The 13,232-nt window shown below is 32.0% G+C and carries 11 protein-coding genes and 1 pseudogene; all 12 read right to left on the reverse strand.

The window, feature by feature from the left end; genetic code table 11:
- Positions 1-583 (reverse strand): annotated as a pseudogene (locus L1S46_RS20335) (phosphomannomutase/phosphoglucomutase); the annotation flags it as partial.
- 107 nt (positions 584-690) lie between these two features.
- A complete protein-coding gene (gene rpiB / locus L1S46_RS20340; protein ID WP_038457044.1) occupies positions 691-1,131 on the reverse strand; it encodes a ribose 5-phosphate isomerase B in 441 nt (146 codons plus the stop codon).
- Between the two features lie 122 nt (positions 1,132-1,253).
- The gene (rpe, locus tag L1S46_RS20345; protein WP_017209662.1) at positions 1,254-1,925 is read right to left on the reverse strand and encodes a ribulose-phosphate 3-epimerase; all 672 of its coding nucleotides are present in this window, start codon (positions 1,923-1,925) and stop codon (positions 1,254-1,256) included.
- Between the two features lie 43 nt (positions 1,926-1,968).
- A complete protein-coding gene (locus L1S46_RS20350; protein WP_011967577.1) occupies positions 1,969-2,889 on the reverse strand; it encodes a transketolase family protein in 921 nt (306 codons plus the stop codon).
- Positions 2,889-3,707, reverse strand: a complete 819-nt coding sequence (locus tag L1S46_RS20355) for a transketolase (protein ID WP_238900820.1) — start codon at positions 3,705-3,707, stop codon at positions 2,889-2,891. Before L1S46_RS20355 ends, L1S46_RS20350 begins: the two co-directional genes overlap by 1 nt.
- 23 nt (positions 3,708-3,730) lie before the next feature.
- The gene (locus L1S46_RS20360) at positions 3,731-4,762 is read right to left on the reverse strand and encodes a zinc-binding dehydrogenase (protein ID WP_011967575.1); all 1,032 of its coding nucleotides are present in this window, start codon (positions 4,760-4,762) and stop codon (positions 3,731-3,733) included.
- Between the two features lie 69 nt (positions 4,763-4,831).
- Positions 4,832-6,106 carry a PTS galactitol transporter subunit IIC gene (locus L1S46_RS20365; RefSeq protein WP_017209664.1) on the reverse strand — a complete coding sequence of 425 codons (1,275 nt, stop codon included), beginning with the start codon at positions 6,104-6,106 and terminating at the stop codon, positions 4,832-4,834.
- Positions 6,107-6,181: 75 nt separating this feature from the next.
- On the reverse strand, positions 6,182-6,460 hold the full coding sequence (locus L1S46_RS20370) for a PTS sugar transporter subunit IIB (RefSeq protein ID WP_011967573.1): 279 nt from the start codon (positions 6,458-6,460) through the stop codon (positions 6,182-6,184).
- 14 nt (positions 6,461-6,474) lie between these two features.
- Positions 6,475-6,942: a PTS sugar transporter subunit IIA gene (locus tag L1S46_RS20375; RefSeq protein ID WP_017209665.1), complete on the reverse strand. Its 468-nt coding sequence runs from the start codon at positions 6,940-6,942 to the stop codon at positions 6,475-6,477.
- Positions 6,943-7,035: 93 nt separating this feature from the next.
- Positions 7,036-9,960: a sigma 54-interacting transcriptional regulator gene (locus tag L1S46_RS20380; RefSeq protein WP_238900821.1), complete on the reverse strand. Its 2,925-nt coding sequence runs from the start codon at positions 9,958-9,960 to the stop codon at positions 7,036-7,038.
- 544 nt (positions 9,961-10,504) lie between these two features.
- On the reverse strand, positions 10,505-11,509 hold the full coding sequence (gene ilvC / locus L1S46_RS20385) for a ketol-acid reductoisomerase (protein ID WP_011967570.1): 1,005 nt from the start codon (positions 11,507-11,509) through the stop codon (positions 10,505-10,507).
- A gap of 12 nt (positions 11,510-11,521) precedes the next feature.
- Positions 11,522-13,195, reverse strand: coding sequence for a biosynthetic-type acetolactate synthase large subunit (gene ilvB, locus L1S46_RS20390; RefSeq protein ID WP_238900822.1), 1,674 nt, complete (start codon positions 13,193-13,195; stop codon positions 11,522-11,524).
- Between the last annotated feature and the right edge of the window lie 37 nt (positions 13,196-13,232).

Genomic DNA, 13,232 nt, shown 5'->3' on the forward strand with positions numbered 1-13,232 from the left:
TTATTTTGGTTCCCTCTAAAGGTCTCTCATAATTTGTTTTTGAATTTACATTCTTTCGTATCTTATCAACTAATATATTTGAATAAACATCTATGAAATAGATTGTTTCAACTAGCCCTTTAGTAGTACATTTCTTTTCTGCTAAGTTAGAACATTCAATTATGTTTTCAATATCTTCTTTTTCGCATCCACCTTCTTTAGTAAAAAACTTCAATCCATTATAGTAATACGGAAGATGACTTGCTGTTATCATTACAGCCCCATCGCATGAATAATTCTCTAATATAGTTGTCATAAACATTGCAGGAGTCGTACATATTCCACAATCATAAACATTGCAACCAGAATCAACTAAAGCTTCTATTAATGATTTTTTCAATTCTGGTCCAGATAACCTTGAATCCATGCCAACTGCTATTTTTATATTTTTATTACTGAATCCTTTAGTTTTTTTAAGCCACTCTACAAAACCAAATCCCACATTATTCACTAAATTAGGTGTAAGATTTTTAGCTCCTTCATATTCTATAGCTATTCCCCTTATATCAGTTCCACTTTGCAGTTTTTTAAGTTCTTGTAGCATAATAATAACTCCCCTCTAAAACAAAAATTCATGATAAGACACCTACTGCAATAAATTTAATATATTTAATAAACACTAATAAATACTTTTTCACTATTGAATGTTACTTACTTATTTTCAATTTCTTCCACTAAAGCAAGTCTTTCTGAATGACGTCCACCTTGAAATTTTGAATTTATCCAAGTGTCTACAATTGTAAGTGCTAATCCTTCTCCTGTTACTCTTTCACCTAAACATAAAACATTTGTATTATTATGCTCTCTTGTCATTTTAGCTGAGAAGCAATCTCCAACGACGGCTGCTCTTATTCCTTTATGTTTATTAGCTGCAATTGACATTCCAATTCCTGTCCCACAACATAATATTCCCAAATCGCATTCTTTAGATATCACTGCTTTAGAAACCTTAATTGCATATTCAGGATAATTTACACTTTCACTGCTATTAGTTCCAAAATCCTCAACCTCTATATTTTTAGATATAAGATGCTTTTTTATAGCTCCTTTTAAATTAATGCCACCATGATCGCAACCTAATGCAATTTTCATTCGCTTCATCTTCTTTCTATATTTATTAATTGAAACTTATGCTGACTAGTAGTATAATTGATGTTAAATTAACAGGAGAATACTCGCAATATTCTCCTGATATTTTAATTATTCTTAATGAGTTATGGGGTATTGTTGATGCCTATTATTTTTTGATTGAATGAATCAATATTGTCTGATAAGTTTTCTCTAAATAATGATGAACCTATAACAATATCTCTAGCTCCTGACTTAATCACATCTTCTATATTATCTAAATTTATTCCTCCATCTACCTGAATAGTAAATCCATAATTGTTCTCGCTTTTAATATCATTAAGTTTCCTTATCTTCTCCAAACTAAACGGAATGAACGTTTGTCCCCCAAATCCTGGTTCTACAGACATTACTAAAACTCTATCTAGAAGAGAATAAACGTGTTCTAAACAACTTATTGGTGTGGCTGGATTTAAAGCTACTCCCGCTTTTATCCCAAAACTTTTTAGATAATGTATACTTTTATACAAGTGAGTTGCAACTTCTGAATGTATAGTAATACTATTCGCACCTGCTTCCACTAAAGCTTCAACAAATTCATCTGGATTTGTGACCATTAAATGAACATCAAACTCAGCATCGGTTAACTTTCTTAAAGAAGCCACTTGATCTAATCCTATGGATATATTAGGAACATAATGCCCATCCATAATGTCAATATGGATGACTTGAATATTTTTTTCGTTGAATACTTTAAAATCATCTGAATAATTACATACATTTGCTGATAATAGTGATGGCGAAATTATTGTTTCCATCTACAATCCCCCATTCTTACTTCATTTATTACTTTATTTTGACTTATAATAATGACTTAACTGTTTCAACTATATGTGCTGCTGTTAAATTATATTTTTCTAATAAAACTTCAGCATTTCCTGATCTTCCAAATTCGTCATTTATTCCAATTCTTTTAATCTTTACTGGATGTTCTTCAATCAATAACTCTGCGACTGTTGAACCCAATCCACCTATTATGCTATGTTCTTCTACAGTTACAATCTTTCCTATTCTTTTCGCAATATCAACAATTAATTCATTATCAAAAGGTTTTATAGTTGATATATTTACAACTGTTGCGTTTATTCCTTGCTCACTCAACTTTTTAGCTGCTTCTAATGCCTTTGCTACCATCAATCCTGTTGCAACTACAGCTATATCTTCACCGTTTAATAAGACTTCTCCTTTTCCAATTTTGAACTCATAGTCTTCACTGTGTATATCTGGAGTTGCTGATCTTCCTAATCTTATATATACTGGTCCATAGTATTCCTTCGCAGCAAATATTGCTTTTTCTGCCTCAATAGCATCTGCTGGATTCAATACAACCATATTAGGTATACTTCTCATTAAAGAAATATCTTCAATAGCTTGATGACTTCCTCCATCTTCACCAACTGTTATTCCTGCATGAGTTGCTACTATCTTAACATTTAAATTTGGATATGCCACTGAGTTTCTTATTTGCTCAAATGCCCTTCCTGCAGCAAACATAGCAAATGTACTTGCAAATGGTATTTTTCCACATGTAGCAAGGCCTGCTGCAGTTCCAATCATATCCCCTTCAGCTATTCCCATATCGAAATATCTTTCTGGTGCATGTTTTTTAAATTCTATACTTTTAGTTGCCTTTCCTAAATCAGCTTCTAATACTACAACATTTCTGTCTTCTGATAATTTCTTTAGAGCTTTTCCATAAGCTTCTCTTGTTGCTATTCCCATTATCTTACGCCTCCTTCTAATTCAGCTAACGCTTTCATAGTTTGTTCTTCATTTGGCGCTGATCCGTGCCATGCAACGTTATTTTCCATAAATGAAACGCCTTTTCCTTTTACCGTATTACAAACTATCATTGTTGGCTTACCTTTTGTAGCTGCTGCTTCATCTATTGCCTTAACTATTTCTTCAAAACAATGCCCATTTATAGTTAAAACATTCCATCCAAATGATCTAAACTTTTCGTCAACATGACCTATACTCATTACTTCATCATTAGAGCCATCTATTTGCAATCCATTAAGATCAAGAAAAGTAGTTAAATTATCAAGCTTATAGTGAGCTGAACTCATTGCCGCTTCCCATATTTGACCTTCTTGTACTTCCCCATCTCCAAGTATTGCATAAACTCTGTAAGAACTTTCATCTAACTTTCCTGCTAAAGCCATTCCATTTGCTGCTGAGAGCCCTTGTCCTAGTGAACCTGTAGACATATCAACACCTATTATTTTTTTCATGTCTGGATGTCCTTGTAATTTAGATTCGTACTTTCTTAATCCTAAAAGTTCTTCCTTAGAAAAATATCCTCTTTCTGCTAAAGTAGCATATAGCGCTGGTGCTGAATGTCCCTTTGATAATACAAATCTATCTCTATTTGGATTCTTAGGATTTTGAGGATCTATATTCATCTTTTCAAAATATAATACAGTAAGAATATCTGTAATTGATAAGGAACCACCTGGATGCCCCGATTTTGCTGCTGATACACTTTTAATAATGCTTATTCTTATATTGTTCGCTATCTTTTTTAAATTTTCGTTCACAAATAACACTTCCTTCTAAGTAATTAAGATCTTATTACTACTTTTAATTCTGTACCTTCCATAGCTGCCTCTATTCCAGATCTCCAATCCTTAAGATCTACAATTTTTGTTATCAATGCTTCTGGGTCAACTTTTTTTGCTTCCATTAACTCTAGTGATTTTATCCAAGAACTTGGTTTTTGTGATCTAGATCCAACGTATTTAATCTCTCTTTGAATAATAGCTTCTTGGTCTAATGGATTTTTAATATTTGCAAATAATCCTACTTGAACAAATTCACCTTTTTTCTTTATAAGTCTTAGTCCCTGATTTACAGCTGGAACTGCTCCAGAGCAATCAAACGCTCTATTAACACCATATCCATTAGTCTTTTCCATTACTATTTTTTCTAAATCTTCTTGTAATGAATCAACAATCACATCAACACCTAATTTTTTACCAAACTCTAATCTTTCTTTGTCCTTTGTAACTCCACTTAAAATTACTTTAGCACCTTGTGACTTAACTACTTGAGCTAGAAGTAATCCTATTGGTCCTGGTCCTAATATTAAAACTACATCATCTTTATCTATAGTCGTTTTCTCTAAAGCAGCATGTACACAACATGCAAGTGGTTCAGTTAATGAGGCTGCCAAAAAACTAACATTATCAGGTAATACATGTACACTTTCTTCTCGTGATAGCACATATTCTGCAAAACTACCATTTACTTGAGTTCCAATACCCTTTCTTGAAGGACATAAATTATAATCTTTACTCTTACAGTAATCACATGTTCCACAAGTTTCAAATGTAGTCTCACTTGTTACTCTATCTCCTATTTTAATTTCCTTAACTTCTTCCCCTACTTCAACTACTGTTCCCGAAAACTCATGTCCCAAAACTACAGGTGTCTTTATATTTCCATATTCACCTTTAAATGAATGTAAATCTGATCCGCATATTCCACTATACTCTACTTTTATTTTCACAAAGTTTTTAGTAGCTTTTGGCTCCTGCATATCTAATAGTTCCATTTGATCATATCCTGGATTTGTTTTTGTTAATGCTTTCATTATTGCTAACCTCCTGCTTTAAATAAATCTACAATTATTTATTCTATTAAATTTTTTATTACTTCGTTGTTATCCAAATAAAGGTTGAACTAATTGTGATAATTTTAGTACTAACCAGTTAAGCAAATTACCACCTGTATCTATGTTAGATACTAATGCCACACCTTCTGGCATCTTAAATTGAGCTGAAGCCAACATTTGTGTAAATACTGGTGCAAAATCTGTAGCCATATATAATGAAATGGCCATTACTATTGTTCCTGTTATAACTGAGTGCACGATATTTCCTTTTCTTGATCCTACTATAAATGCTACACAGAAAGGAATTGTTGCTAAATCAGCAAATGGTAATACTTTATTTCCTGGCAATATTACAGCTAAAAAGATTGTAATTGGTACTAAAATTAGTGCTGTTGATATAACTGCTGGATGCCCAACTGCAACTGCAGCATCTAATCCAATATAAAGTTCTCTATCTCCGTATTTCTTTTGTAAAAACTCTCTTGCTGCTTCTGAAACTGGTATTAGACCTTCCATTATTATCTTAACCATTCTTGGCATTAGAAGCATAACTGCTCCCATTGTTATTCCCATATTAAATGTCTTACCAATGTCATATCCTGCTAAAATTCCTAGTACCCAACCTATAACTATTCCCATCATCATAGGTTCACCAAATATACCAAATTTCTTTTGAATAGTGTCAGGATCAGCTTTTATTTTGTTTAATCCCGGAATTTTTTCAACTAAGTAACCCACTAAAAATCCTAAAGGTGCGAAAGATGCTGTTGAGGCTGTAGGTAGTGATACACCTTCTAAGTCATAAAAATTTCCTATCATTGGGGCAGTTTTATCTGCTATAAATAAAGTTACTACTTCTAAGAGAACTGCACAGAAGATTGCGAAAAACCAATTGTTAGTTAATATATACCCTGTTGCTCCAGCTGCTATAAAGTGCCAATAATTCCAAATGTCTATATTCAAAGTCTTTGTTGTTTTAGTTAATATCATTAATATATTAACGCCCATGATTATAGGTATTAAAATTGCTGCTACTGGAGAAGCCCAAGCCCCTGCAGCTGCAGACGGCCATCCTGTATCTAGTACTGTTAATTTTAATCCAAATCTTTCAACCATTTGTTGTGCCGCTGGCCCTAGACTTCCAGTAAGTAAATTAATTACTAAATTTATGCCAACAAACCCAATTCCAATTGTAAAACCAGCTTTTAATGCTTTCTTCAATCCTATACCAAAAACTAATCCTATTATCAGAATAGCAATTGGTAAAATTACAGTTGGTCCAAGACCTAGGACATATTGTATAACTCCCATTAAATTATTCATGACATTTTTCCTCCCTTTATTTTATTTATTTAAATTACCTTCTTAACATCATTAAAAAGGTAATTTATAGCTTTGTTATCTTAAATAGCTTAATATTTTTTCGTCTAACTTATCAGTACCTATTCCACTAATATAAGCTGTAGCCTTTATAGCTGGAATTTTAAATTCTCTTGGCAAAATAGTTGTTGAAATTATTAAATCCGCATGATCTTCTAATGACCCCACTTCTGCAATCTTGCATTGAGTTACAGTTGCATCAATATTATTTTCCTTTACTAATCTTTCCACTCTGTCACAAACCACTGTTGATGTTGCTATTCCAGCCCCACATGCCACTAAAATACGTTTTTTCATAATTAATTCCTCCCTTATACACTTTGTAACTTATTCAAAATATTTTCAATGTCTTCTTGACTAGTTGCTCTTATAATTTGTTTTACTAGATCCTCTCTTTGTATAAGATCCATTAGCTCTCTTAACACTTCTAATTGACTATGAGGTTTGTTCAGTCCTAACATAAATACTAAATTTACTTTTTCCTCCTGTTTCTCATCTTCCATTAGTTTAAATTGTATTGGATTTTCTGGTACAACTATTGCAATAAATTCCTTTTTGACATGAACTGCATCAGTATGAGGTATTGCAACACTATAATTATTTAGTTTTATTCCTGTTGGAAAAATGCTTTCCCTTGATATTAAGCCATCTAAAAAACTTGATTCTACATATCCATATTTAAAGGCTTCATCATGCATCATCTTGAACAATTCATTTCTGTCTTTGCATGGTAAATTTACTTTTATTAATTTTTCATTAATAAACTTAACTAGTTCCATTATTACTTCTCCTTTCACTACACTATTTTTTACTTAACCTTTATGGCTATTTATATCGCAAGACTCATGCCAAACTTTTGGAATATTTTGATTTTATGAAAACAATTTCTTTACCTCTTTTTCAGATTGAGCTATACGCACGTTGTTTACTAAGTTTTTTTCTCTAACCATATAAAACAATTTTTTTATCTCTTCTCTATTGTCTTCTTTAAGTGCCAACATAAAAACTATATCTACCGCTGTTTCGTTATCCCATTGGATTGGTTTATTTAGTTTTGCTATAACTATAGCTGGTCTAATTATATTTTCAGGAAGTCCATGGGGAATAGCTACCTCTTTATTAAACACACTATTTCCCATTGCTTCTCTTTTATATAGATTTAACATAAACTTATTATTTACAAATCCCTTTTCTTCAAGTAACTCTGCCATTTTATCTATGACTTCTTCTTTAAATACACAGTCTAAGTTTAATAAAATAAATTCTTCATATATTAGCTTGTTTAGCCTCTCATAAACTAACATTTCCTTATTATCAAACTGTATCTCCATAAGCTTGATTAATCTATTAATTCCACTTCCATTTAATATACTGTCATAATCTATAAATGGTATGTTTGCAATATTTACTTTTATTGTTCCGCATACTGCCACAATATCGTATTCACTTGACATCTTAGTAATTTCAGCCTCCACATCTTTTTCACGAATAAGCCCCATTGCAAAAATTTCTATACTATGGTTAGCTGTTTTCAGATGGCTTTCAAGGTATTTCTTTATACTTAGCGAGTTTCCTTCCCCAGTCAAACAAACAGTTATTATTGCTTTTTTCTTATTCTTTTTACCTGCTATTTCTGACTTAAACGTACCATTATATTCTTTAACTTCCTTTAGCATTTCAACTATATCTTCCAAGCTTGCTCCCTCTATAGAGGCTTTTCTAACGGCTTCTAATGCCAATAACGTGTCAACTCTAGCTAGACTCATAGTTTTGATTCCAGTCCTCTCTTCCACTATTGTTGAGAACATTCCCAATGACCCCATATCTACAAGTAGTAAACATCCCCGTCCTTCATCTATTTCCTGAACTAACTCAATAGTTCTTTCTATACCGCTTTCTGGAGATTCATCTAAAGCTATTTCTATCCCAACTGTATCTTCCACCCCCAACAATTGATTAACAATGTCTGCAATTCCACAGGCTACATGTCCATGAGTTATTATGATTACTCTAACCTTTGGTTTTACATTAAACACATCTGAACAGAATTTCTTTATATAAATTGCTATATACGTTGTTTCTTCCTTTGGAATTTTTAACTTTGTGGATTTTTCTATCATTATTCTGATTTTCTCTGCAATTTTCATTTCTTGTACCATGGTTGCCTTTTCCATATGAATATTTGATTTTGTTATAACTTTTCCATTCATTACTCTTTCAATTGTAAAATTAATATGGATTGCTAAGGCAATAAAAAAACTATTATTTATAAATTTGTATTTTTCCCTCACTAATTCAAGAATTCCTTCTGTTATGTTTATAACTTCTGGTCTTACTATTGTTTTTAACTCATTAATATTTAAAAGTTTAGTTATCTTTTTATTATCAATAATTTTACCTAACTTATTCTCAACTTTTTCTAAAAGAATTTCATCCATCTCTTCATTTTTTACTCCTTCTAATTCAAGCTTCTTAAATTGTTCCTCTATATAGTGATATATCTCGTTTTCGTTTACATATTTGTATATTTCATCTTTATTTTTTTGTTCATTCTTTATATCTATATATAAGTCATCTATTCCAAGATTTTTAACTTGCTTCTTCTCTTTCTGGCCTTCTGAAAGTGCACTCTTGATTGAAAGACTCAAATCTTCTATATCTATAACAACTTCATCTGTATTCTTAAACATATATTTTACATAACTCTTCGCACATATAACTTGAATATCGCTCTTTAATTGACCTATATTAGCTTTACAGTTATACATCATCAAGCACGTTAATACATCCTTTTTAACCAAGAGATTTCTATTAATTCTTCTGGCCTCTCTTGTTAAAAACATTACTATGACCTCTAATCTTTCAGATAACGGTCTTTCCGTTAATTTAGGTAATTCAATAAGTACAGGTATTCTTCTTCTAAAAGTCAATAGTAGATTAGATTCTGGGTTTTCTGTAGTCGCCGCCAGTATAAGAACGTTTACTTTTCGTTCAACATTAGTTTCACCTAACCTTCTATACTTTCCTTTATCTATAAGATAAAACAATATCTCTTGCCCTTCCGATGGAAGTCTATGAATTTCATCTAAAAATAAAATTCCCCCATTTGCTTTTTCAACTAATCCTTCTTTATCTGAATTAGCCCCAGTATATGCGCCTTTAATTACTCCAAACAACTGGGCTATGAGCAAATTTGGATTTTCTGTATAGTCTGCGCAATTAAATACTATGAAAGGGGCATCTTTAGACTTTACTCCACTTAATACAGAAAACTCATACATACATTCCGCCAACTCACTTTTCCCAACTCCAGAGCCCCCATAAATTAAGGTGTGAAGTCCATTCGGTGGATATAATATAGCCGCTTTTGCTAGGTCTATCTTATTTCTAAGACTCCCTCTATATCCTATAAGTTTTTGAAAGCTTTCCTCATTTTTATTATTATCTTTTTCTTTAATCACTAGAGTTTCATTTGGAAGTGTAGACTCATTTCCCCCTTTGATCTCTTGAATAACGTCTTTAATATTTTTACTTATAATACTACGTGAAATATTATAGCCTCTCTCCATCATTAGTTCTGTTACTTTTCGTTCCGATAAATTTATATTTTTTTTCAATATTTCTCTTAGATCTGCTAATAGCAGTTCTTTTCTTCTATCCCTAGAATCTGGAATATTTAGTTCATTTCTTTTTTGTATTACTTTTAGCCTTGGTATAGATAAGAATTCTGCAAGTTCTTGATCGGTATAAGGATTCTTTTTATCCTCACTATTAATAAGTTCTATTAATCTTTGCATGTAATCCCTCCACGATATACTATAATTATTTTGCACCTTAGTGATTATGATGTGTTTATTTTCATACTTTTTATTCCATAATATCTTATAGTAGCAATATCTATGCCACGGTACAATTTGTGCCAAATAGAAATGTCCTTTTTTCTATTCTCCCCCTTTATAATTCAATTTCCTAAAAATACAAAAAATCGCGCAACCGAAAACATTGTAGACTACGCGATTTTTTATACTGATATGGTACACTATTTTACTTTTCTTGTATATCATTTTTACTTCATTTTTGGATGTAATATATTCTCATTTTTATTAATTCTATAGCATATAAGTTTATTGTATATACTTTTTAAACATTTAGTTGATCATAATACCACTTAAATTACTTTTCTCATATAAAATATTTCTGAGTTAATAACATGTTCTAATTCGTGGCCCCTGCATTTCTATTACTTTCAATAGTTATGCACAGATTCTGCTAAACTATAAATTCATAAAAAAAGAAAGTAGCAGATTTAAAATCTGCTACCCTAATACATATAATTAAATATTAGTCTACTTTAGCCGTATCAATCCAGCTCATCATTCCTCTTAATTCCTTACCAACTTTTTCAATTGGATGCTCTGCTTCCATTCTTCTTCTTGCATTAAATCCTGGTCTATTAGTTTGGTTTTCTAATAACCAATTCTTAGCAAATGTACCATCTTGAATTTCAGTAAGAACTTTCTTCATTTCTTTCTTAGTTTCATCTGTGATGATTCTTCTACCAATTTGGTAATCTCCATATTCAGCAGTATCTGAAATTGAATATCTCATCATGCTTAATCCACCTTGATATAATAAATCAACAATTAATTTCATTTCATGCATACATTCAAAGTAAGCATTTTCTGGAGCATAACCTGCTTCTACTAAAGTTTCAAAGCCAGCTTTGATAAGTTCTGAAACTCCGCCACAAAGAACTGCTTGTTCTCCGAATAAATCTGTTTCTGTTTCATCTTTAAATGTAGTTTCAAGAACTCCTGCTCTTGCTCCTCCAATTCCATTAGCATATGCTAATGCATATTGTTTAGCTTTTCCTGTTGCATCCTGATGTACAGCTATTAAACAAGGTACTCCAGCACCTTCAGTATATGTTCTTCTTACTAAATGCCCTGGACCTTTAGGCGCAACCATAAATACATCAACGTATGAAGGTGGAACCACTTGACCGAAGTGTATATTAAATCCATGAGCAAAAACTAATGCATTTCCTTCTTCTAAGTTTGGAGCAATTTCTTCATTATATATTTTTGCTTGCTTTTCATCTGGTAATAAAATCATGATTAAATCTGCTGCTTTTGCCGCATCTGCAACAGTTGCAACTTGCAATCCTGCTGCTTCTGCTTTAGCCCAAGATTTACTTCCGTTATACAATCCAACAACAACATCTACTCCACTTTCATGAAGATTTAACGCATGTGCATGCCCTTGGCTACCATATCCTATTATAGCAACTTTCTTTCCTCTTAATAAATTTAAATCTGTGTCTTTTTCATAATACATTTTTGGCATTTTAATGACCTCCTAGTTAATATTAATATCTTCTTCACTTATTATTTGGTTAATTGGCGCACCAGGTGCAACCATAGGAAAAACTTTTTTATCACTGTTTATTAGATAATCTATAAGAACTGGACCTTCTGAATCCAGAGCTTTTCTAAGTATATCGTCTATTTCATCTACTTGAGTTATTCTAAATGCTTTAGCTCCAAAAGCTTCAGCAAGCTTAACATAATCTGTAGGTCTATCTAAAGTTGTCTCAGAATATCTTCCTTCGTAGAAGAAGTCTTGCCATTGCCTTACCATTCCTAAACAATTGTTATTCATAATAACTTGAATTAATGGAAGATTGTTTTTAACAGCAGTAACTAATTCATTGCAGTTCATTCCAAAACTTCCATCTCCTGCAATATTAAATACTCTTTTATCAAATCTGCCTATCTGAGCTCCAATTGCTGCTCCAAGACCATATCCCATAGTTCCAAGTCCACCTGATGTTATAAATGTTCTTTCACTTTTAAAATTGAAATATTGAGCAGTCCACATTTGATGTTGCCCAACTTCAGTAGAAATTATAAAACTTCCGTCATTTAATTTATTCAACCTATCAAAGAACAATTCCGGAGTCAAGTCACAGTATGGCACTAATTTATTATTCTCTTTTAAATTATTTATAGTATCCAACCATTCGTCATTTTTCTTTTCATCAATTATTGGTATTAATTGATTCAGTGCCACCTTTAAATCTCCTACTATACATGTATCGACTTTTATATTTTTATTTATTTCTGCTGGATCAACATCTATTTGTAATATCTTTGCATTTTTTATATGATTTTGATTACTTATAACTCTATCACTAAATCTAGCTCCCAGAGTTATTAATAAATCACATTTAGTTGCAGCAATATTTGATGCTTTTGTTCCATGCATTCCTATCATACCAGTATATAATTCATGATCATTTGGAAACTCAGACATACACATAAGCGATGTTGATACAGGACAATTTATCTTTTCCGCAAATTTTATTAATTCAGATGTTGCTCCAGATATACCTATACCTCCGCCTGCATATATAAGAGGTCTCTTGCTTTGATTTATTAACCCAACAGCTTCCTGTAATGATTTTTCTGTAATATGCTCTGATTTTCTAATTACCTCTTTAGGAATTATTTTATTATATTGAGTTTTTTCAGCAGTAATATCTTTTGGAATATCTATTAATACCGGACCCGGTCTACCTTCCTGAGCTATATAAAAGGCTTCCCTTATTACGTCCTGAAGTTCATTAATATCCCTTACAATATAATTATGTTTTGTTATAGGCATTGTAATTCCAGTTATATCAACCTCTTGAAAACTATCCTTTCCAAGTAATGGCTTTGCCACATTTCCCGTAATAGCAACCATTGGAATTGAATCCATATATGCAGTAGCAATACCTGTTACTAAGTTGGTAGCTCCAGGTCCTGAAGTTGCAAGACAAACTCCAACTTTTCCAGTGGCCCTTGCATATCCATCAGCCGCATGTGATGCTCCCTGCTCATGACAAGTAAGAACATGACGAATTTTATCCTTATATTTGTATAACTCATCATATATATTTAATACCGCCCCACCTGGATATCCAAATATAGTCTCTACCCCTTCATCAAGCAATGACCTTATTAATATTTCAGCCCCCGTCAATAACATTTTATTCACTCCTTTGCTTATAAAATGATCTCTGTTT

The sequence above is a fragment of the Clostridium sp. YIM B02500 genome (genome assembly GCF_022324665.1).
Taxonomy (GTDB): domain Bacteria; phylum Bacillota; class Clostridia; order Clostridiales; family Clostridiaceae; genus Clostridium; species Clostridium beijerinckii.